The organism is Acidothermus cellulolyticus 11B (assembly GCF_000015025.1).
GTDB classification, from domain to species: domain Bacteria; phylum Actinomycetota; class Actinomycetes; order Acidothermales; family Acidothermaceae; genus Acidothermus; species Acidothermus cellulolyticus.
In genome coordinates, this window is the sequence record NC_008578.1 from 14,695 (window position 1) to 35,922 (window position 21,228).

17 protein-coding genes and 1 tRNA gene are annotated in these 21,228 nt (G+C 66.2%); 6 read left to right on the top strand and 12 right to left on the bottom strand.

The window, feature by feature from the left end:
* The first annotated feature begins 109 nt into the window (after positions 1-109).
* The 4 genes from ACEL_RS00085 (at position 110) to ACEL_RS00100 (ending at position 2,657) form a co-directional block, all read left to right on the top strand.
* Positions 110-901 (top strand): DUF881 domain-containing protein, encoded by a 792-nt coding sequence (locus ACEL_RS00085; RefSeq protein ID WP_011718855.1) that lies wholly within the window; start codon positions 110-112, stop codon positions 899-901.
* Complete coding sequence (locus tag ACEL_RS00090) at positions 898-1,647, top strand: class E sortase (protein ID WP_011718856.1); 750 nt, start codon at positions 898-900, stop codon at positions 1,645-1,647. Before ACEL_RS00085 ends, ACEL_RS00090 begins: the two co-directional genes overlap by 4 nt.
* Before the next feature lie 4 nt (positions 1,648-1,651).
* Positions 1,652-1,912, top strand: coding sequence for a hypothetical protein (locus ACEL_RS00095; RefSeq protein WP_011718857.1), 261 nt, complete (start codon positions 1,652-1,654; stop codon positions 1,910-1,912).
* A 115-nt stretch (positions 1,913-2,027) separates the two neighbouring features.
* Entirely contained in the window at positions 2,028-2,657 is a 630-nt protein-coding gene (locus tag ACEL_RS00100; protein ID WP_041835119.1) for an aminodeoxychorismate/anthranilate synthase component II, read from the top strand.
* On the opposite strand, the gene pknB is transcribed toward ACEL_RS00100, so the two are convergent.
* Genes pknB through ACEL_RS00130 form a run of 6 tightly spaced genes read right to left on the bottom strand, consistent with a single transcriptional unit; the run spans position 2,649 to position 9,848 of the window.
* Positions 2,649-4,397, bottom strand: coding sequence for a Stk1 family PASTA domain-containing Ser/Thr kinase (gene pknB, locus ACEL_RS00105; protein WP_011718859.1), 1,749 nt, complete (start codon positions 4,395-4,397; stop codon positions 2,649-2,651). The genes ACEL_RS00100 and pknB overlap by 9 nt on opposite strands.
* The gene (locus ACEL_RS00110; RefSeq protein ID WP_011718860.1) at positions 4,394-5,851 is read right to left on the bottom strand and encodes a peptidoglycan D,D-transpeptidase FtsI family protein; all 1,458 of its coding nucleotides are present in this window, start codon (positions 5,849-5,851) and stop codon (positions 4,394-4,396) included. Before ACEL_RS00110 ends, pknB begins: the two co-directional genes overlap by 4 nt.
* Entirely contained in the window at positions 5,848-7,227 is a 1,380-nt protein-coding gene (locus ACEL_RS00115; RefSeq protein WP_011718861.1) for an FtsW/RodA/SpoVE family cell cycle protein, read from the bottom strand. Before ACEL_RS00115 ends, ACEL_RS00110 begins: the two co-directional genes overlap by 4 nt.
* Entirely contained in the window at positions 7,224-8,489 is a 1,266-nt protein-coding gene (locus ACEL_RS00120) for a PP2C family protein-serine/threonine phosphatase (protein ID WP_011718862.1), read from the bottom strand. The genes ACEL_RS00115 and ACEL_RS00120 overlap by 4 nt, the downstream gene beginning before the upstream one ends.
* 46 nt (positions 8,490-8,535) lie before the next feature.
* A complete protein-coding gene (locus tag ACEL_RS00125; RefSeq protein ID WP_011718863.1) occupies positions 8,536-8,997 on the bottom strand; it encodes an FHA domain-containing protein FhaB/FipA in 462 nt (153 codons plus the stop codon).
* Between the two features lie 8 nt (positions 8,998-9,005).
* Entirely contained in the window at positions 9,006-9,848 is an 843-nt protein-coding gene (locus ACEL_RS00130) for an FhaA domain-containing protein (RefSeq protein WP_011718864.1), read from the bottom strand.
* A 155-nt stretch (positions 9,849-10,003) separates the two neighbouring features.
* On the opposite strand from ACEL_RS00130, the gene ACEL_RS00135 reads away from it, so the two are divergent.
* A tRNA-Leu gene (locus tag ACEL_RS00135) sits at positions 10,004-10,089 on the top strand.
* 21 nt (positions 10,090-10,110) lie between these two features.
* On the opposite strand, the gene ACEL_RS11230 is transcribed toward ACEL_RS00135, so the two are convergent.
* The 4 genes from ACEL_RS11230 to ACEL_RS00155 all read right to left on the bottom strand — a co-directional run bounded on the left by ACEL_RS11230 (position 10,111) and on the right by ACEL_RS00155 (position 16,850).
* Positions 10,111-12,114 (bottom strand): Kelch repeat-containing protein, encoded by a 2,004-nt coding sequence (locus tag ACEL_RS11230; protein ID WP_011718865.1) that lies wholly within the window; start codon positions 12,112-12,114, stop codon positions 10,111-10,113.
* Positions 12,115-12,142: 28 nt separating this feature from the next.
* On the bottom strand, positions 12,143-14,527 hold the full coding sequence (locus ACEL_RS00145) for a heavy metal translocating P-type ATPase (RefSeq protein ID WP_011718866.1): 2,385 nt from the start codon (positions 14,525-14,527) through the stop codon (positions 12,143-12,145).
* Positions 14,528-15,123: 596 nt separating this feature from the next.
* Positions 15,124-15,726 carry a COG4315 family predicted lipoprotein gene (locus ACEL_RS00150; protein ID WP_011718867.1) on the bottom strand — a complete coding sequence of 201 codons (603 nt, stop codon included), beginning with the start codon at positions 15,724-15,726 and terminating at the stop codon, positions 15,124-15,126.
* A gap of 191 nt (positions 15,727-15,917) precedes the next feature.
* Complete coding sequence (locus ACEL_RS00155) at positions 15,918-16,850, bottom strand: PAC2 family protein (RefSeq protein ID WP_011718868.1); 933 nt, start codon at positions 16,848-16,850, stop codon at positions 15,918-15,920.
* A gap of 234 nt (positions 16,851-17,084) precedes the next feature.
* Here ACEL_RS00155 and ACEL_RS00160 point away from each other — a divergent pair, with 234 nt between their 5' ends.
* Positions 17,085-18,731, top strand: a complete 1,647-nt coding sequence (locus tag ACEL_RS00160; RefSeq protein ID WP_202943372.1) for a glycerol-3-phosphate dehydrogenase/oxidase — start codon at positions 17,085-17,087, stop codon at positions 18,729-18,731.
* On the opposite strand, the gene ACEL_RS00165 is transcribed toward ACEL_RS00160, so the two are convergent.
* Together ACEL_RS00165 and ACEL_RS00170 are read right to left on the bottom strand one after the other, a co-directional pair.
* Positions 18,724-19,542, bottom strand: a complete 819-nt coding sequence (locus tag ACEL_RS00165; RefSeq protein ID WP_011718870.1) for a carbon-nitrogen family hydrolase — start codon at positions 19,540-19,542, stop codon at positions 18,724-18,726. The genes ACEL_RS00160 and ACEL_RS00165 overlap by 8 nt on opposite strands.
* Before the next feature lie 30 nt (positions 19,543-19,572).
* Positions 19,573-21,213 (bottom strand): dihydrolipoamide acetyltransferase family protein, encoded by a 1,641-nt coding sequence (locus ACEL_RS00170; protein ID WP_011718871.1) that lies wholly within the window; start codon positions 21,211-21,213, stop codon positions 19,573-19,575.
* Positions 21,214-21,228: the final 15 nt, after the last annotated feature.

The following is a 21,228-nucleotide window of genomic DNA, read 5'->3' on the forward strand; positions in this document are numbered from 1 at the left end:
ACTGATAGGCGAGGTTCACCTCGCGGTCATGACGGCTTCGCTCTGGCCGCTAGCGTAATCGCGGTGCTCAACGCAGCGGAAGTGACCTCGCGGAAGGGGTGAGCCGCCGATGCGGCGGACGACCGGCTGGCGGGTCGGCGTACCTGTCGTTGCCGCCCTCGCGGGGCTTCTCTTCGCGACCTCCGCGACGACCGCGCACGGCGCCGACCTACGGGTGATCGGCCGGAGTGACCTCGCGGATCTGGTCGCACGCATGCAGCGCACGGTGAACGGTGAGACCAAGAAGTTGGCCGCGCTGCAGCAGCGGGTTCGTGATCTCACTGACCAGGCTGCCCGCACGGATGGTCGCGTCGCGCAGCTTCGGACGGCTGCGGATGAGCTGGCGGGCAGTGTGGGTCTGCGACCGGAGACCGGTCCCGGTCTCATCGTGACCTTGGACGACGCTCCGCCGCTGCGCGGTGCGGCAGCGAACGCCGTCCCCCCGGACTACCTCGTCGTTCACCAGCAGGACATCCAGGCCGTGGTCAATGCGCTGTGGGCTGGCGGCGCCCGCGCAATCAGCCTGCAAGGCAAGCGCCTCGTCGCCACCAGCGCGGTGCGCTGTGTCGGCAACACCCTGCTGCTGGAGGGTGTGGTGTATTCACCCCCTTACGTGATCGCCGCTGTCGGCGACCCGGATCGACTCCGTGCGGCGTTGGATGCCGACCCCAACGTGACGATCTATCGTCAGTACGTGGCCGCCTACCATCTGGGTTACCAGGTTCGCACCGCCCAGCACCTCACGGTTCCCGCGTACGACGGAAGCCTGACCCTCGTCCACGCCGCGGTGCTGCCGCCGCAGACCGGCGGTCAACCCCCCCGAACTCCTGCTGCTCCACTCGCCGGCGGGTCGTCGCCATGACCCGCACGCTGCAGAAATCACCGGTTACCACGATCCGCGGCTCGGCGCCCCGGCGGGTCCTGGGAGTGGCGGGGGAAATTCTCATCACCCTGGGCGTGGTCGTGCTTCTCTTTGTCGGCTACGACTTGTGGTTCACCGGGCTGTACACGGCATCGGCGCAGCGCGAGCTCAAGCACGAGCTTGCGATTACCTGGCAGACCGCGACGGCGAATCCGGCTCCGCCGCCTGCCCCGTCGGCCGTGCCGAGTCCCGATGGGGTGCTCCCGGACGACGTCGTGCCGGGCAATGCGCTCGCACTCATCCGTATTCCGCGGCTGGGCCGGCACTACGTGTACGCCATTGTCGAGGGTGTCTCGACTGCGGATCTCAAAAAGGGACCGGGTCACTACCCGGGGACCGCCATGCCCGGCCAGGTGGGAAATTTTGTCGTGTCCGGGCACCGCACGACGTACCTCGCCCCGTTCAACGGCTTGGACAAGTTGCGCCTCGGTGATCCGATCGTCATTGAGACGGCGACAATGTGGTACGTCTACCGCGTCACTCAGATGGAAACGGTCTTGCCGACCGATGTCGCCGTCATCCTCCCGGTCCCCGATCACCCGGGTGAACGGCCGACCGAAGCCCTTATCACTCTCACGACCTGCACCCCGAAATACTCCGCGTCCCACCGGCTCGTCGTCCACGGCCGGCTCGAAACGGCTCAGCCGAAATCCGCCGGAATCCCGGCGGTGCTGCGGGAGGGATGAGCTCATGTACGGCTGGCTCTGGCGGAAACTGCCCGGTGGCGCGGCGGAGAAAATCCTCAGCGTGACGCTGCTGGCGGCGGCGTTTCTCGCGCTGCTCTTTTTCGTCGTCTTCCCCTGGGTGGAGCCGCGGCTGCCGTGGAACGACGTCACGATCACCTCACCGCGGCCGCACAGTTCCTCAGCCGCTGCGTCGCCGGCAGCCTCACCGACGCCGTCCGCCGGCTTCCCGCCTGACGGCGGACCCTCGGCTGGGTCGGGACGCTGACGGCCGGCCCTCGGCTGGGTCGGGACGCTGACGGCCGGCCGGTGTGCACCATGCCGGCCGGTGCCGCGAGGACGACGCCGTCGTGGACGGGCGCGGTTTCTGCGACAATCAGCCCATGCGCATCCTCGTGGTGGACAACTATGACAGCTTCGTGTTCAACCTCGTGCAGTATCTCGCCCAGCTGGGCGCGGAGTGCACCGTCGCGCGGAACGACGAGATCGAACCAGCCGATGCGCTTCCCTATGACGGGATTTTGCTGAGCCCTGGTCCAGGCACACCGGAGGAGGCCGGCGTCTGTATTCGGCTGATTCGGGAAATTGCGGGTCAGAAACCGATTCTCGGCGTCTGCCTTGGCCACCAGGCGATTGCGGTAGCTTTCGGCGGTGTCGTAACCCGCGCGCCGGAATTGCTGCACGGCAAGACCAGTGAGATTTGGCACGACGGGGCAGGCGTGCTCGACGGATTGCCGAATCCGTTCACCGCTACTCGGTACCATTCCTTGGCCGTGGACGAAACCACCCTGCCGGCTGACCTGGAGGTCACCGCGCGAACCGCAAGCGGCGTCGTCATGGCTCTGCGGCACCGGAATCTGCCTGTCGAAGGGGTGCAATTCCATCCGGAGTCGGTGCTCACGGAGGGCGGACATCGGCTGCTGGCCAACTGGCTCGCTCGCTGCGGCGACCCCGATGCGATAGCGCGGGTCGCGGCGATTCGGACGCCGCTTACGCCGACCGCGCTACGGTGAGCTGCTCGCCGACGGCGACGGCGCTGGACTCGACGGCGACCCGCTCGGTGACGGTGAGGCGGAGGCCGACGACGACGGCGACGCCGACGGCGTACCGGACGACACGTAGAGCGTCACGGTGGACCCAAGCGGTGCGGTGCGTCCAGGTCCCGGCACTTGGTTGATGACGAATCCCTGTTGGACGTCGTTGCTTGGTTCTTCGACGACGTTGTAGGCATAGCCGGCGCTGGTCAGTTCTTGTTCGGCGTCGCTGGTCGGCAGGCCTCGGACATCGGGAACGGTGCCGGTTCCGCTGGCGACGACAAGGTCGACGCGCGAGCCGGCGGCGGCTGGGGAGCCGGGTTTCGGATTCTGATCGAGCACCGTGCCGGCCGGTTGCTGCGAATCGCGCTGCGTCACATTCCCCACGGTGAGACCGAGCGCCCGAAGGGCAGCCCGGGCGTCCTCCAACGATTTGTTGGTCAGGTCAGGTACGGTCACCGTCTTTGGCCCAGCGGACACCGTGATTGTGACGACCGAGTTCTTCGGCAGCCGTGTCCCCGCGGTCGGGTTTTGATCGAAGACGATCCCCTGCGGCACCGAAGCGTTCGGCTGCGTCTCGACCTTGACCTTGAACCCGTCGCTGGTCAATGTCTGCTCGGCTTGCGATTGGGTCATGTTTATCACGTTGGGTACCGGAAGCGTCGGCGTGGCGTGTGAACCGGTGATCAGTTGGCGGGCGAGTAGACCGAGTGCTACTAGGAGGGCGAGGACGGCGACCGCGAGCAGGGTGTAGATGAGACCGCGCCGGGTCCGGGGCTGAGCAGGGCGGATCTCCTCCGTGACAGCGGACAACCGCTCCGTCGGGTCGAGGAGCAGCGGTGTTGCTTGGACGGGTTTACCCAGCAGCGCCCGCTCGATGTCCGCTCGCATCTCCGCAGCACTCTGGTACCGGTTCGCGGGGTTCTTCGCCAAGGCCTTCATGACGATCGCGTCAATGTCCGGTGTGACGTCGGGATTAAGTCGTGACGGAGGCACCGGATCTTCCCGGACGTGCTGGTAAGCGACCGCTACCGCGGATTCCCCGGTGAACGGCGGGGTACCGGTGAGGAGTTCGTAGAGAACGCAGCCGGTCGAGTAAATGTCGCTGCGGGGGTCCACCGGCTCGCCGCGGGCTTGTTCGGGCGAGAGGTACTGCGCGGTTCCGATGACGGCGGCGGTCTGGGTCACAGTCGCCGTGGATTGAGCGACGGCGCGGGCGATGCCGAAATCCATCACCTTGACCTCGCCGTTGTGGGTCAGCATGATGTTGCCGGGCTTGATGTCCCGATGCACGATGCCGTTGCGGTGGCTGTATTCGAGTGCGGCAAGAATGTCGGCGACGATTTCCAGTGCGCGGCGGGGAAGAATGTGCGACTCGCTTTTCAGGATGTCCCGCAGCGTCCGCCCCTCGACGTACTCCATCACGATATAGGGCACCGGGACGCCGTCCAGCATGCTCTCACCGGTGTCGTAAACAGCAACAATCGACGGGTGATTGAGCGCGGCGGCTGCTTGCGCTTCCCGGCGGAAACGTGTCTGAAATGACGTGTCGCGGGCGAGGTCGACACGGAGCGTCTTGATGGCAACGTCGCGGCCCAAGCGGAGATCACGGCCCCGGCGTACCTCAGCCATCCCGCCGTAGCCGAGGATTTCGCCGAGTTCATATCGGTCGGCGAGGATGCGCCGCGGCTGGTTTGTCAGCGAGTCGTTGCTCGTCACGAGGACTCCCTTAGCGCTGCTTGGAGAACGGCCCTTGCGATCGGTCCAGCGACGCTTGCCCCGGTCGCGTCGTTGATTCCGCCCCCGTTCTCCACGAGGACGGCGAGGGCAATCTTCGGGTGCTCCGCTGGGGCAAAGGCGACGAACCACGCGTGGGGGGGTTGCCCGACGGCGTTCTGCGCCGTCCCGGTCTTTCCGGCGACGGTGACACCGGGCAGCTGGACAACCGTGCCGGTACCCTTGGCTACCACGCTTTCCATCATCTGGGTCAGCTCCGCGGCCACCTCGGCGGAAACCGCCTGGCGAACCGGTTGCGGTTTCGTCGTCTCCAGGATCGACAAATCCGGTGCGACGAGCTGTTTGACGAGATACGGACGCATGAGAACTCCATGATTGGCGATGGCAGCGGCGACAACGGCCATCTGCAGCGGTGTGGCACGGACGTCGAACTGACCGATCGCTGATTGGATGGTCTGCGCGGCGTCCAAGCCGGTGGGGAAGACGCTCGCCGCGGATTTCACCGGCACCGCGAACGGCGCATCGAAGCCGAAGGCTTCCGCTTGTTTGCGCAGTGCATCCTGTCCGAGGGCTTCACCGAGGTCACCGAACGCGGTGTTGCAGGAAATCGTGAGCGCCTGGATCAGCGTCGTCGTCCCTGTCGAGCTGCAGCTCTCTCCGGCGAAGTTGGTCAGCGACTTGGTGGAATTCGGATACGGCAGGATATTTGGCGCCGGGATCTGTGACTGGGGCGTGTACCGGCCGCTGGCGAGCGCCGCAGCGGCGGTGATGAGCTTGAACGTGGATCCCGGCGGATAGGTCTGGTCGAGGGCCCGGTCCAGCATCGGCTGATTCGGGTTGGCCGTCAGCGAACTCCAGGCCGTGCGGACGGTCGCGGTGTCGTGCGCGGAGAGGAGATTCGGGTCGTACGACGGTGTGCTGACGAGGGCGAGGATGGCTCCGGTCGACGGATCGAGGGCGACGACGGCGCCCTTGCGGTTACCGAGCGCCTGGTATGCCGTCTGTTGCAGCAGCGGATCGATGGTCAGTACGACGCTGCCCCCCTGCGGTGTGCGGCCGGTGACGAGATTGGACAACTGGCGCACGAACAGGCGATCGTCTGTTCCGGCGAGGATCGAGTTCTCCGCCGCCTCGATGCCGCCGGCTCCGTAGATAAGGGAGTAGTAACCGGTTATCGGTGCGTACAGGGGTCCGTTCGCATACACCCGAAGGTATTTCAGGGCGTCGTTCGACGGCTTTGACGACGCGAGGATGGTCCCGTCGGATGCGACGATATCCCCCCGCTTGCGGTCGTACTGGGCGTACAGTGTCCGCGTATTACCCGGGTGGTCCCGCAGGCTCTTGGCTTGGGCGAACTGGAGGACATTGTCGTTCGCCAGGAGCGCCGCGAAAAGGACGAGGCACACCAGGGCTACGCGGCGGATCGGTCGATTCACGAGCCCACCACCACCGTCGCGTCATCGATCCGGGTCGGTGCAGGCCGGCGGGCCGCATCACTGATTTTCAGCAACAGGGCAATAACCGCCCAGTTGGAGACCAGCGACGAGCCGCCGTACGAGAGGAACGGCGTCGTGATGCCGGTGAGCGGAATCAGCCGGGTCACCCCACCGACGACGACGAACACCTGCAGGGCAAGGGAGACCGACAGGCCGGCGGCGAGCAGTTTCCCGAATGCGTCCCGTACCGAGAGCGCCGCGCGCATTCCGCGGGAGACGATGACGACGTACAGGAGCAGAATCGCGGTGAGACCGGTGAGGCCCAGCTCCTCGCCGATGGTTGCGATGATGAAGTCGCTCTTGGCGAACGGTACGAGATCCGGGCGGCCGTTGGCGAGTCCGGTGCCGAGCAATCCGCCGTTCGCAAAGCCATACAAGGCCTGGACCAGCTGGTAACCGGTCGTCTGGGCGTACCGGAACGGGTGAAGCCAGATTTCGAAACGCTCCCGGACATGCCCGAAAAGGTGGTAGGCGCCGAACGTGCCTGCAGCGAAGAGCAGAGCGCCGATGACCACCCAGGAGAACCGCTCGGTCGCAATGTACAGCATGATGACGAAGAAACCGAAGAAGAGCATCGACATGCCGATATCGCGTCCCCGCACGAGAAGACCGACGCTGACCAGCCAGGCGACGAGCACCGGTCCAAGGTCCCGCCCCCGCGGCAGATTGAGCCCGAGGAAACGCCTGCTGGCGAGGGCTAACGCGTCCCGCTTCGCGACGAGGAATCCCGCGACGAAAATGACGAGCAGAATCTTGGCGAATTCCCCCGGCTGAATGGAGAAGCCCGCAAAGCGAATCCAGTTCCGCGCACCATTGATCTCGCTGAATCGGGCCGGCAATAGTGAAGGAGCAGCGAGGAGCAGCAAGCCCATGAGCATCGACGTGTACATGTAGCGCTGCAGTCGGCGGTGGTCTCTGATCAGCGCGAGGACGGCGATGAAAAGGGCGATGCCGACGGCACTCCAGATCAGCTGCAGGGTTGCGTCGGAGCGCTGCGTCTTTGGGCCGGCAAGGTCGAGCCGATGGATGAGAACGAGACCCAAGCCGTTGAGCAGCGCCGCGCACGGCAGCAGGAGCGGGTCGGCGTACCGGGCGAATTTCCGCACGGCGAGGTGAGCGACCACGAGAACAGCGCCGAGACCGAGCCCGTAGGTGAGAACGTCAGCCGGCACGTGCCGACTCCGGGTGAGACCGACGATCGTGTATGCGGCGAGCGGGATGATGACCGCGAGGAGCAGCATCGCGAGCTCCACGCCGCGGCGGGTACGGGGTCGGCGCGGGCGGAGGATCCGCAGCACCTCGGTCGTGGCCGTCATGGTGATCCTGCCGCTGGCGTCGCCGTGGCCGGTGGAGTGGGTGACGGTGCCGCGCTCTGCGGCGCGCCGGGTGGGGAGGGCAGCGAGGCGCGAAGCTGCTCGACGATCCGCTCCGCTGCGGCCCGGTTGGGGACGCTGATCGTGTCCATTACGCGCTCCCGCTGGTAGGCGGGAAGTTGGGCGACGGGAATGGTCGTCCGCTCGATGACGGAGGAGAAATCCAAGCCGAGCACATCACCCTTGATGCCCCGATAAACGACGACGACGCCGTCCGCGGTTCCCACATAGTACTGATGCTGGGCATACCACCACGTTCCGCCGAAAAGGGCGGCGGCAACGGCGATGATGAGCGCCACCGCAAGGACCGGCCCGCGCCACCGCCGGCCAGGCTGATCGTCGACGACGACCCGCTTCACGAACGATTGCCGCCGCGGGCGCAGGGCCGCCGCCCGGGCTGCCGCGCTGTCTGACACGGTGTTGGTGGACGTCGTCTGGCCGGCGACTGAGCCGCCGATGATTGGCTCGGACGGTATCGATTGGTCGGTATCGTCGACGACGTCACAGACGATGCAGGTCACGTTATCCGGTGCTCCGGCCCGCAGCGCCAGTTGAATCAGTGCGTCGGCGGCTTCGTCGGGATCGGGTATTTTCAGCGTCTCGCGCAGCGTCTCTTTGCTGACGACTCCGGAAAGCCCGTCGCTGCAGAGTAAAAACCGATCGCCGGCCCGGACTTCGCGGATGGACAAGTCGGCGACGTCGTCCGGACGGCCGGTCAACACGCGAAGAATGACGGAACGCTGTGGATGCGTTGCGGCTTCGGATTCGTCGATTTGACCCTCGTCGATAAGGCGCTGGACCAGCGTGTGGTCCTCGGTGATTTGTGTGAGTTCTCCGTCGCGGAGCAGGTAGGCGCGGGAGTCGCCGATGTGCGCGAGGGCGACCCGGTTGCCGTTCCACAGCAATGCGGTGAGGGTGGTGCCCATGCCCTCCAATTCACTGTCCGCTTCGGTCATGAGCCGCAAATGCTCGTTCGCCCGCCGAATTGCTTGGTCAAGCGCACCGAGCATGTCAGCAGGCGGCTCATCCTCGTCGAGCGGCGCCAGACTCGCAATGGCCACCGCACTGGCGACGTCCCCGGCGGCGTGCCCACCCATACCGTCGGCCACCGCGAGCAGATGGGGCCCGGCGTACACGGCGTCCTGATTCGACGCCCGAATCAGGCCGACGTCAGAACGTGCCGCGTAGCGGAGCGTCAACGCCACGGTCCACCCCGTGTCGTCCCGTCGGTCATCGGCGCACAATCGCTTCTCATCGGCGGAGTTCCAGAACGGTCTTCCCGATGCGGATAGGGGTACGCAGCGGGACGCTCATCGGCTGAGTAACCTTCACCCGGTCGAGGAACGTGCCATTCGTCGAACCTAAATCCTCCACGTACCATTGACCGTCGCGCGGAAACAATCGCGCGTGCCGGTTGGATGCGTATTCGTCGGTGAGGACGAGCGTCGAGTCATTCGCCCGCCCGATGGTGATGGGCGTCGTGCCGAGCGTGATGCTGGTGCCGGCGAGTGAACCCGCTACGACCACGAGCTTGCGCGCGCCTTTGCCCGCGGTCTGCTGTCGTCGCGCTGGTTTCCTTGGCCGCGGCTGTCCGACTCTGCAGGTGGCGCCGACGGTTAAATCCGAGCGGACGATGCCGAAGGCGATGATGACGAAAATCCAGAGGAGAGCGAGAAACCCTACGCGCAGGAGAAATAGCGAGAGCTCGGACATCGCTCGACTCAGCCCTGCCGCTGCGGAGGTGCCGGTGTGTGGTAGACCAGGAGGGTCTCGCCGACGGCAATGCGGTCACCGTCAGCAAGCGGCGCGGTATTAACCAGGACGCCGTTCAGCCGGGTGCCGTTGGTTGAGTTGAGGTCGGTCACGACCGGGGGGTCGGTATCCAGCCGGAGCTCGGCATGCCGGCGGGACACCGCTGGGTCGGAGAGCCGGATATCCGCCTGCGGTCCGCGGCCGATGAGGACGACGGGACTGCGCAGCTGAACCTCTCGGGCAAGCCCCGCGCCCTCGCGGATGATCAGCCGGCCGTAGTTCACGGCCGTGGCGGCACTGTCGGCCGGCTTGCCGAGGTACGGATTACCGACGGCGGCCGCGGGAACGGGAGCCGGTTCCGGACCCGTGCTCGAAGGGGACGGCGGCGGAACGCCCGCTCCCTCTGCTGGGCTAATCGGCCGCACCGCGGCTGGCGCCTCGGCGGCGACGACCTCGCTCCGCACCCGGAACACCCCCGTGTCCAACGACGGCTCATGGGCGAGCTCAACGGTGACGGGACCGACGAAGCTGTACCGCTGCTCGTCGGCGTACTCCCGAACCATCTCGATCAGCTCGTGGACGAGCGGGCGGGTGTACGGCGCAAGCCGGGCGTGGTCGTGGTCGCCGAGCTCGACAATGAACCGGTTCGGCACGAGCGTCCGCTCGGGTCCAACGATGGCGGCTTCGTTGTCTAGTTCGCGTTGCAACGCCGCGGCGATTTCCACCGGTTGTACCTCCGAGCGGAACGCGCGCGCGAACAGACCCTCGACCAGACCACTGAGCCGTCGCTCGAAGCGCTGGAGCACCCCCACGCACCCTCCTTCGAGCGGCTTCGGCTTGTACCTGCTGCGATGCTACCGAGGGTGCCCGGTTCCCCGGATCCGTGAACCGATCGAGCTCGGTTCCTGCTACGCTGGGCGGTCGCCGGGACGCGTGGACGGTTGTTCTGCGCGGAGTCCCGGCCGACGGGCGAGTGGCGGAATGGCAGACGCGCACGGTTCAGGTCCGTGTGTCCGGAAGGACGTGGGGGTTCAACTCCCCCCTCGCCCACCACGAGAGTGAATGCGCTCGCACTCAACCGGTCCACGGATGCGTCGGCGTGGTGCCGCCGGGTCCGAGCAGGTCGAAACCGTCGGGGGTGTTGAGGAGACCGGGTGCGGTCCCGGATGTGTCGTCGATCCCGTACTGCCAGACGATCTGCTGGCTGGACGGGTCGATGATGACGACGCGGTGCCGGTAGTCGTCGTTGACGCAGATGAATCCGGTGGGCAGTACTTCGGCGAGGCTTGGGTGGTCGAGCATTCCCCGGCCGGCCGTGACGCGATACTCCCAGAGGATGCGCCCGGCCCGGTCGAACTCGATGATCGCGCCAGGTTTGGCGTAGTCGGCCACGATGTAGCGGTCTGGGCCGATTTGTTGCGGGTCCGATGGATAGGTCAACGGGAGGTGCACCGTCCAAACTAGTCGGTCAGTGAGGGTGTACTCGCTGATCCACGAGCCGTTGACCTCGGAGATCAGCAGGTTCCCGTCCTGCAGCGGCGTGTCGCCGTTGGGATAGCCGAGGGAGACCGGGGGTCGGTGCACACAGTCGCCGGTGCGGCCGATCTGGTGGACGATCCGGCCGTCTTGGCCGATGACGAGGACCCGGCAGTTGTTGGCGTCGGCGACGGTGGTGAGCCCATTGGCCAGCCGGTAGGCGTCGTCGGGTTCGTGCAGGAGGCCGGCGCCGCTGCCGGCGACCCCGGGTTTTCCATAAGACCGGAGGGTCTGGCCGGTCGGATACGCGATCTCGATGATCGTGTTGTTTCCCTCCTGGTTGGAAAGAATCGCCCGGCCGTGGTCGACGAAGAACGCGTCGTCGGGAAAGTAGAACGACGACGCGGCGGCGCCTTGTGCGGGAAACTGCCACACGATGTGGCCGCGGGCGTCGACGAGAAGCAGCCGGTTGTTGCCGCGGTCCGCGATGAGCAGGTGACCGTCGAACGGTGGATTCGGCGAGCCGGTCGACTGCGCGGCTGGGGTGACATCGCGGTACGCGACGGCGACGATGGCGGTCGTCGGCGCGACGGTCTGTTCCGCGGTGAGCGCTTCGCCGCCGATGATGTAGGCCGTCTGATCGACGACACTGACCCCCATGTCCGAGACGGCCTCCGGCAGGGAACCTACGACGGTGACGGCGCCGGTCGTCGGATCGAAGGAGTAGATGGTGTTCTGCGGGTGTGAACCGTCCGTGCCGCCGAGGAGCAGAATGTGACCTCCGATCACGGCCACCCCTTCGTGGGCGAGCGGTCTGGGGAGGTGGGCGGCAATGGAGGTCTGCCCGGTCTGTCTATTGAACCGTTGTATATCGGTCGTCGGTTGGCCGTTGTGCTCACCGCCGAAAATCCATAATGAGTTGCCGTCGACGTACGCGGCGGCGTATCTCACGGTTACGGCGAGGCGGCCGACCGGGCGAAACGTTCGGCCGTCGGTGGTCGCGAGGATGTCAGGCAGTTCGCGCGCGCCGTCGTAGCCTCCGACAATGTACAGCGTGGCGCCATCGGACGCCGCGGCGTCATCGGAGCGTGGTGCGGGAAGGTTCCCCGAGATCGACGCCGTTCCCGTCAGGCTCACCGCCTGAACCGTCGAGGTGGAGCTGGCGGACCCACCGCCAACGATCATTGCGTGATCGCCGAGCAATGCTGAGCCGGCGTCGTGTGTCGGAGTGGGCAGGTGACCCGCGGAGCTGACGGTCATCGCGCGTGGATCGAAGACTTCGATGCTTGACGTCGTCTGTTGATTCGCCAAGAGACCGCCGACGAGGAGAATGCGGTGATTCACGGGGACCGCGCCGAGTCGCGACAGCGGAGTCGGCAATCGGACTGGGAGGGTGGTCGCGCCGAGGGCTGGCTCGGGGCCTGGATTGGCGTTCGCCGTCGGGGTCGGTTGCGGGGCAACCGGTGCTGTGGGCGCATGCTGCTCGACGGTGGCGGCCGAATGCTGCCGGGACGCCGTACACCCGGTCACCGCAAGGCTCAATCCCACCGCGGCAGCGATGCTCGTCCGTATCAATCGACCGTGCTCAGATCGGTGTGGCATCGCTCTCCGCTCGATGTTCGGGAGTTCTTCATTCGCTGACGCCCGTGGGAGCCGTCGACGTGAGAACGCGCTTCTGGTCCTGCGTGTTGCGCTGACCGGCATCCGGTAGTAGTGCGAAGGCGATCTCGTCTTCTTCAGCGTTGTGCAGGTCGAGTACGGCGTGCAGACCGTAGAGCAACCGACGAGCTTCGATGACGTCGTCTGACTCCGGCTCACCCCCTACCATCGTCAGCAAGCGCCGAAGTCTGCGTACGTAGTGTTCAATCTCCGCATGGGCCCGGCTCAGGCCGGCGACGACATCGGAACTGCGCAGCGCACGCGCGACGATCGGCAGCAATTGGTCTTCCTCGGCACGTTCATGCGGGAGGAGTACGGCTTCGAGCTCTCCGACGAGATCCTCGAGAGCCGAGAAGTCTTCTCGGCATGGCGCGAGAGCATCAGCCACGACTCGCAATCGTTGACCAACGCTGCGGACGACGTCGTGTTCGGCGCGGAGCCGCTCGGCTACCGCTTGGTCCGCCGTCGCGAGTCCGACGGTGTGTCGCGTACCCGGCAGGAGGGCCCGGAGCGCCAGAGCGATTGCCAAGAGGTCAATACCCTCTTGAAGTAGCGCCCCTGCTGCGGGCGGCAACAGGCCCAGTCCTGCGGCCGCCATTGCCGCTAGGGACAAGCCCATGCCGGTACCTGCGGCCTGACCGGCGATCCGCTTCGTTCGTCGTGCCGTAAGAACGGCGTCTGCAAGCGCGTCGACGCGATCGGCGACGAGAACGACGTCGGCTGCTTCCGACGAGGCCGTCGCCCCACGCCCGGCCAAGGCCACCCCGGCACCTGCGGCGGCTAGCGCAGGTGCGTCGTTGATCCCGTCACCGACCATGATGGTCGGTGCGACGCTGGATTCTTCTCGAACGACAACGAGCTTGTCGGCCGGATCAGCATCAGCGATAACGGCGTCTATGCCAACCACGCGCCCGACGGATTCCGCAACATCCGGCCGATCACCGGTGAGCAGCACGATGCGGGTGAGCCCCGCCTTGCGCAGCGTACGGATCATGCGTGGTGCATCTGAGCGGACCGGGTCACGGAGAAGAAACGCTCCTGCAGGACGGCCATCGACGGCGATGAAAGCAACAGACGAGCCATCCATCTCTGCTCGCCGCTGGGCACGTCGCGCCCACGCTGGTGTTGCCCCGTCGAGAACCCAGTGTGCTTTGCCGATCCGCACCTCACGACCGTCCACGACGCCGACAACTCCACACCCGGGGATCTCTGCCACGTCGGATGCAACCGGGACCGACAACTGGGACCGGCCGCTCGCGCGCGCAAAGGCGGCGGCGAAGACATGTGCGGAGAACTGCTCGACAGCAGCAGCCAGGCGAAGCAAGTGACGCGGATCGATTGACGTGTCCGCCACGATGATTTCAGCGATCTCTGGCTCACCGCGCGTCAATGTGCCCGTCTTGTCGAAGAGGATGGTTCGCCCGCGTGCGAGCTTCTCGAGCGCACCGGCACCTTTCACGACGACACCACTCGCCGCAGCACGGGACACCCCGGAAATGAGCGCGATGGGTACGGCGAGGAGAAGCGGGCACGGGGTCGCGACGACCAGCACGGCGACCGCACGAACAGCGTCACCGCTGAACGCCCATGCGCTTCCGGCCACAGCAAGAGTGAGCGGAACGAAGAAGACCGCAAGTCGATCAGCCAGCCGTACGAACGGAGTGGCGACACGTTGTGCCTCAGCTACCAGCTGCACCAGCCTGGCGTAGGTCGATTCTGCGGCAGGCGCTGTCACCGCCAGTTCGACCGGCGAACCGATGTTGATTACTCCGCTGCGAATTGGCTCGCCGGCTTCGCGCTCGACTTCGCGTGACTCTCCGCTCAGGCTGGATTCGTCGAAGACACCAGGAGTGAGGAGTCGTCCGTCGACGGGCACGACTTCGCCTGGACGGACCACGACGCGGTCGCCGACTTGGACAGCATCGATCGGTACTTCCTCGATCACCTCTGCGTCGGAGTCGACGGCTTCGCCGGCGGCCGGTGTTGTACCAGACGTGCGGTACCGACGAGCCTGTTGAGGCGATCGAGCGACAAGTGCACTGAGTGTCCGGCTAGCCCGCGCCGATGCCCGCTCCTCAAGGAGTTGACCGCTTGCCAGCATGACTGCGATCACAGCACCAGCGAACGGTTCCCGAACGGCAAGAGCGCCGGCGAGGGCGAGGAGCGCAATGACGTCGACCGTGGGACGCCGTTTCGTCACCGCTTTGATGGTGGTGGCCAGTGACACCGCAAGACCAAGGCTGGTAGCGAGCACCCAGAGGACGACGGCCGCCTTGTGCATGTGCACGAGCCATGCAAGTCCGCCGAGGGCGAGGAAGGCTGTCGAGGTTGTGAACAGCCAATGTTCGCGCCGCATCGAATTCCTCGTCTCGGGACGGTTCGCTTCAATCTTCTCCAGAAGGTTCGGTGCGCCGTCGAGCGGGGTCGCATAATGAGCCGCAGCTGCAACGCGGTGTCCGACTCGCAACGGCGGGTTTCTTTGGCAATGCTTGTGCTGACCGTTTCAGGTGAGGGGCGGCGTATGCCCCCGTGCGCTGACAACGCTTGCCGCCGCTGAATTCTTGATGGCTAAAGTGAGCCTTTCCTTTCCGGCATTGCGCCGATCGTGCACGCGGGGTTGGATATGGGGAAAGGTGCATCACGCCAGCTGCCGCCTGCGTGGATTTTCGCCCGGACAGCCGCCGACTCTCGGCGCTGCTCTTTGGAAATGTCGAGGACACATGCCTCCGTGTGCCCACGGAGCACAATGGCGTCTCAGCAGCAATTTCGGCGTACGGCTTCCCGGTTAGCTGCCGCCTAGCGGTTGAGACGGGTTCGCTCATCCCGCCGAGGACGGTGACCAGGGTCTGGCTGGGAGTGCGTCGACGGGGTCGGTCCATCCATCCCGCCGAGGACGGCAAGCGCGCAACGCGCGCGGTTAGTGAGCACCGCGGCTCGTAAGGGATTCCCCGGTCAGTAGTTGTAGCCGTAGCCGCCTGAGCTGCTGGGCATTGTGATGATCGGGGTCCCACTGGGCGCGACGATCCACCACGGGGCACCGAATCCGTTGCTGCCCTGCCCGGCCATCTCACCCGGCTTGGTGTCTTTGTAGAAGTAGTACAGCGGATGGCCGTTGTAGGTCACCTGCGTTGTGCCGTCCGTGCGCTTCGAGACACCCAATTTGCTTGCGTCGGCTCCCCCTGCGGCGGTCGGCGCGCCGTTGGTTAGCAACGGCGGCCATGCTTTTGCGCACGCGTTGTAGCAGGTGGACGCGGTGCCACGGTCGGCGTCCCATAAATACAGCGTCATCCCCCGCCCGTCGACGAGATACGTCCCGAGGGGGCCGGTTGCCGTTCCGACGACCGCAGCTCCGGCCGAAGCAGCGCCGGCCGAAGCAGCGCCGGATGACGCGGCGCCGCCGCCGGCGGCCTGGGCGGTGGATGTGGAGGCGGTCGAACCGCCGCCGTACGACGAACTGCTGCACCCAGCCGTGAGCAGGGCGGCGAACGCTACAGCGGCTAGGGCAATCGGTCGGCGGGCGCGCATCGCGGTCGAGAGTGTCAGTCGGTCAAGCATTGTGTGCCTCCGAGGTGAGGAGCGACCGGGGCCGGTTCCTCAGCAGTAACGAGCGGTCGGAGGCCGCGGTTCAGCCGGGTCGACGGGCGACATCGCGCCCGTTCACATGCGCACGGGATCACCGCGCGCCAGCGTGTCACCGGTGTTCCGGAAACCCGCACGTTCAGACAGGCAATGGATCACCGTATCCGCTACTGATCGCGATCGTCGCGGTGACGGCGAGCCTGCTCGGCCAGGAACCGCTCCAGTTCGGCGGCGAGTTCGTCGGCGCTTGGGAGATTGTCTGTTCCGCCGCCCAGCGGGGATTCACCGCTTCTGGCGTGCAGGAAAGCGTCGTACTGTTGCTCGAGCGTGGAGACCATCGCCATCGCATCGGTCGACTCGCCAACCTGGCGGTCGATCTCGGCAAGCGTCGCCGCTGCGGCTGTTGCGATCGGCTCGCGGGGAAGGTCAAGGCCGGTACGTTCACGCAGCTCGTCGATGAGGCGCAGCGCCGCGGGTGGAAATTCGCTCTGCGCCACGTAGTGCGGCACGTGCACGGCGATTCCCATCGCCTTGCGGCCTTGTTCGCCGAGCCGGAATTCCAGCAGATGCGCCGCGCTTGCCGGCACGTGCACCTGCTGCAGCCACGGCCGGTTGCCCGGAATGAGGTCCTGCGACGTCGCGTGCCGGGTGACGCCGATCGGCCGAGTGTGCGGCGTAGCAAGGGGAATCGCGTTGAGTCCAACAGTAACGTCGACGCCGTAACGCTCGAGGAGCGTGCACACGGCGGCGACGAAACGCTCCCATTGCGTGTCCGGTTCCGGGCCGGTAAGCAGAAGAAACTCCCGCCCGCCGCCGTCCGTCACCGCGTGGACGACGAGCTCAGGGGCGTCGTACGCGGCCCAGTGGTCTTCGTCGAAGAGCATCGGCGGACGCCGCGCCCGGTAGTCGAACAGTTGATCGATATCGAACCGGGCGATTTCCCGGTGATCGAGGGTGTCCAGCAGGTGCCGGGCGGTCAACCGTACCGCGTCGCCGGCGTCGACGTACCCGGACAACGCGTGAACGAGAATCAGCGGCGCATCCGGCGCGCGCGCAGGCGGTGTGCCGCTGATGGTGTACAGGTCCGTGGGATCCAGCACGATGCCTCCTGACAGTCATTCTCCCCGATCTCGCGTCTGGACGCAGGGTTACGGTTCGCCGGCCGGAACCCGCGCTGCGGGTCGGACGCGGCGCCGCCGATCCCAGCCGCGGCACGACGTGACGGATCCCAGCGGCAGTGGGTCGCGGATCCCAGTCGCGGCACGGTCGCCGCGGCTCGACGTAACCGCCCAACCACCATGCCAGGGCGGATGATGGGATCGAGGAGGTCGCCCGTGACACGTGCAGCGCAGGTTCGCCGGCAGCTCACCCGTACGACGCTTCAGCACGGCATCTTCGACGTCCTCGTCGTCGGCGGCGGGATCATCGGCCTCTCCACGGCGTGGCACGCCGCGCGCTCCGGCCTGCGGGTCGCGTTGGTGGAGGCAGGCGACTTCGCCGGCGCCACGTCAAGTGCGTCGACGAAATTGGTGCACGGCGGGCTGCGCTATTTGGCGATGGGTGACCTGCGGTTGGTGTACGAGAACCACACCGAACGCCGGGCGCTGGGGGATGAGCTGGCGCCGCATTTGGTGCGGCCATTGCCGTTTCTGGTGCCGCTTTATGAGGGCGGCCCGTACGGCAGGGTCCGCGTCGGGGCGGGGATGCTCGTCTACTCCGCATTATCGAAATTCGACGACGGTCCCGGGAAATTGTTGTCCGCGCGTCGTGCCGCCCAGATGGTTCCGGCGCTGCGGCTCGACGGTCTGCGCGGTTGCGGCCTGTACTACGACCACCAGATGAACGATGCACGAGTTGCGTTGATGGTCGCGCACGCCGCGTCCGAATGCGGCGCGGTGCTCGCCAATTACTCGGCTGTCACCGGGTTTCTGGTGGAGAACGGACGAATGTCCGGTGCCTGCGTGGTGGATCGGCTCGACGGCACCGAGTACGCCGTCGCAGCGCGGGCCGTGGTCAACGCAACCGGACCGTGGGTGGATCACGTACGCCGACTGGAAGACCCGGACGCGGCGCCGTCCGTGCAATTGTCGAAAGGCGCACACCTCGTCGTCCGGCTGCACGCGCCGGCTGACGGGGAAGCGCCGCCGTGGCGGGCTGCGCTCACCGTGCCGCTCGCCGACGGCCGGGTCTCGTTCGCGATTCCGTGGGAAGACCAGCTGCTGCTCGGCACCACGGACGAGCCGTACGACGGGGATCCTGCGGCTGTGCAGTGCACGGACGCCGACGAAGCGCGCATTCTCTCCGAGGCAGGTCAGGCGATTGACCCCGCCTGGTTAGCAAAGGTGGAGGTGCGGTATCGGTTCGCCGGTCTTCGGGTGCTGCCGCGGAGTGAGCAAGACACCCAGCACATTCGCCGGGAGACGGTCATCAGCCGCGGGCGATACGGACTGGTCAGTGTGGCCGGCGGCAAGTGGACGACGTTCCGCCGTATCGGTCTCGACGTGCTGCGCCAGATAGCCGAGACGCTAGGCGGAACGGCCATCGATGACCATCGGATGATGCTTCCCGGTGCGGCGCATCCGGATGCGGTGGCCAGAATCCTCCGCGCCGCGCATCCCGAACTGCCGGCGGATGTCGTCGCGCATCTCGCCGGCCATTACGGCACGTACGCCCATGAGATCAGCCGGATTCTGACCGCGGATCCGCGGTTGGCGGAGCGGATTCATCCCGACGGTCCCGATATTTGGGCGCAAGTCGCGTACGCCGTGACCGACGAGTGGGCGTGCACGGTCGACGATATTCTGCGCCGGCGTACCACGGTCGAGGTGCGCGGCCTGGCCACCCCGGAGGTACACGCTGAGGTCGAACGCTGGCTGCAGCGGACGGGGGTTAACCCGATGAGCCGCTGGCTCGCCCGGTGGACGAGGCCGTGGCCGTCGGGCCGAAAGGCGGTACGCAGCGCGGTCCGGCGGGTCAGTTAGCGGGTACGCAGCGGAATCGGCGATCGGGCAAGACCGGGAAATCACGACGGATCCGCGGTACCTCGCCGAGGTCGATGTCGACGGTGAGAATCTCCTCACCGGCGCCGGCTTCCGCAACGACCTGTCCCCACGGATCGACGACCACGCTGTGCCCGGCGAGCTCAACACCCTGCTGATGCCCGGTTTCGTTGCAGGCCACGACGAAAAGCTGATTTTCAATAGCGCGGGCGCGGGTGAGCACCCGCCAATGTTCCAACCGTTGCGCCGGCCAGCCGCTCGGTATCACGAGCAGGTCGCAGCCCTGGTCGACCAGAATCCGGTACAGCTCAGGAAACCGCAAGTCGTAGCACGTGCTCGTGCCATAGGTTGCCGTCTCGGTCATCCGGCCGCCCTCGAGCCGGCACGTGGTGACGTCATTGCCGGCGGCGAGCATCCGCGCCTCGCCCTCGTGGAAACCGAAAAGGTGAACCTTGCGGTACGTGTGGGCAATGGCGCCGTCCGGATTGAGGAGCACGGCGGTGTTGTAGCCGATGCGGTCTGTTGCCGGATCGGCGCGTTCGATGAACGTTCCGGCCATGATGAACGCGCCAAGCTCCTTTGCGACCGCGCCGAGCCGCGGAATAATCGGACCAGGCAATTCCGTGGCGACCTCGGCGAAGAAACGGCTGGCGAACGCGCCGGGAACCCACAATTCCGGCAGCACGACAAGGTCGGCGTCCCGGCAGCTCGCGACGAGGTCAACGACCCGATCGACGCGATCCGGCCACGGCTCGTGGTCGCTGACCTCAAGTTGCAGGATGGTGATCCGCATCAATAACTCTCCCGTTTCCGCAACTGAAACCTACACGGCTGCGAGCAGTGCGGCTCCTGGGTCCTCGAGGAACGCCGCGACGTCCCGCAGGAAACGGGATCCGAGGTCACCGTCGATGATGCGATGGTCAAAGGACAGGCCGAGTGTCGTCACCCAACGCGGCTGAACCGCATCGTGATACAGCCACGGAGCACGCCGAACCGTACCGAGCGCGAGAATCGCCGCTTCGCCGGGGTTGATGATGGGTGTCCCGGTATCAACGCCGAAGACGCCCACATTCGTTATCGTGAAGGTTCCGTTGCGGAGCTGTGCGAGAGGGGTACGCCCTTCCCGGGCGGTAGCCGCCAGCTCGTTGATGGCCCGGGCCAGGTCGATGAGAGAGAGCCGGTCGGCGTCCTTGATATTGGGGACGACGAGGCCGCGGGGCGTAGCGGTCGCGATACCAAGGTTCACGTAATGCCGCACGACGATTTCGTCGGAAGCGTCGTCCCAGTAGGAATTCACGAGCGGGTACCGACGCAGGGCGAGGAGAACCGCCTTCGCGGTAAGTGTCAGCGGTGACAATTTGATGCCGGCAAATTCCGGCCGATTCCGCAACCGGTCCAGCGTCTCCATCGACGGCGTGACGTCTATGGTCACGAATTCCGTGACGTGCGGAATCGTAAAGGCGCTGCGGACCATCGCTGCGGCGGTTTCCCGGCGGACACCGCGCACCGGAATGCGCTCCTCGCCGCGCATTATCGGCGGCCGCGTCGCGTCCGGCGCGGTCGCGGCAGCCGCCAGCGATTCTCCCAGTGTGGCCCCTGCGGTGGTTCGCGCGGCCGTTGCGGTGGTTCGTGCGGCTGCTTCGACGTCCTCGCGGGTGATGACCCCGCCCGGCCCGCTGCCCTGGACGCCGCGCAGATCGACGTGCAGGTCGCGCGCCAGCTTGCGCACCGGCGGTTTCGCCAATATCGGCTCGGTGAGCACGCTGCGGTCACGCGCGGTCGAGACGGGGGACGTCGTCACCGCCCGCGGCGGCGGTTCGTCTGCGGTCTCCTCCACGGTGTCGATGGCGGGAACAGCGATGTGCTCCGGCTGCTGACTGTGAAATGCGGCCGCGACCGCCTGTACCGGTTCCGCCGGCCGTTCCGGCTTACCGACCCGCCGACGGCGGCGGTGTGGGGTTCCTTCGGTTCGCGGTCCGTAACCAACGAGAACGGCTGTTCGTTCGGTGCCGCCCGATGCATCTGGCATGTCGCTGGATTTTTCCGGTGCCATGGCAGTCGATTTTTCCGTCGCTGCGGCGGTTCCAGATCCCGTCGCCGGAACGGTTCCGGATCCCGTCGCCGCAATCACCGCAGATTCCCGCGGCATGGCCGCCGAATCGGCTTCGTCGTTGGCATTCGGTGTTTCGCGCACTCCCGGGTGCGCTCCGGACTGCGCCGCGGCGACGTCGATGCCGATGATGGGCGTGCCGACCGGAACCGTCGTTCCCTCGGCGACGAGAATCTCCGCAACGATTCCCGCAAACGGGCTCGGCAACTCGACGAGAGCCTTGGCGGTTTCGATTTCGGCGATGACCTGATTCTGGCCGACACGGTCGCCTGGACGTACGTGCCAGCGGGTGATTTCCGCCTCTGTCAGACCTTCTCCCACATCGGGAAGCCGGAAGTATCGAATATCGATCACGGGACCTCCTCCGTT

Excerpts from the sequence above, each read along its gene's own strand:
- ACEL_RS00125 (WP_011718863.1), bottom strand. The coding sequence starts at position 8,997 with ATGTCCGAGCTCTCGCTATTTCTCCTGCGCGTAGGGTTTCTCGCTCTC.
- ACEL_RS00165 (WP_011718870.1), bottom strand. The coding sequence starts at position 19,542 with ATGCGGATCACCATCCTGCAACTTGAGGTCAGCGACCACGAGCCGTGG.
- ACEL_RS00090 (WP_011718856.1), top strand. The coding sequence starts at position 898 with ATGACCCGCACGCTGCAGAAATCACCGGTTACCACGATCCGCGGCTCG.
- ACEL_RS00100 (WP_041835119.1), top strand. The coding sequence starts at position 2,028 with ATGCGCATCCTCGTGGTGGACAACTATGACAGCTTCGTGTTCAACCTC.
- ACEL_RS11230 (WP_011718865.1), bottom strand. The coding sequence starts at position 12,114 with ATGCCACACCGATCTGAGCACGGTCGATTGATACGGACGAGCATCGCT.
- ACEL_RS00085 (WP_011718855.1), top strand. The coding sequence starts at position 110 with ATGCGGCGGACGACCGGCTGGCGGGTCGGCGTACCTGTCGTTGCCGCC.
- ACEL_RS00145 (WP_011718866.1), bottom strand. The coding sequence starts at position 14,527 with ATGCGGCGCGAACATTGGCTGTTCACAACCTCGACAGCCTTCCTCGCC.
- ACEL_RS00115 (WP_011718861.1), bottom strand. The coding sequence starts at position 7,227 with ATGACGGCCACGACCGAGGTGCTGCGGATCCTCCGCCCGCGCCGACCC.
- ACEL_RS00095 (WP_011718857.1), top strand. The coding sequence starts at position 1,652 with ATGTACGGCTGGCTCTGGCGGAAACTGCCCGGTGGCGCGGCGGAGAAA.
- ACEL_RS00150 (WP_011718867.1), bottom strand. The coding sequence starts at position 15,726 with ATGCTTGACCGACTGACACTCTCGACCGCGATGCGCGCCCGCCGACCG.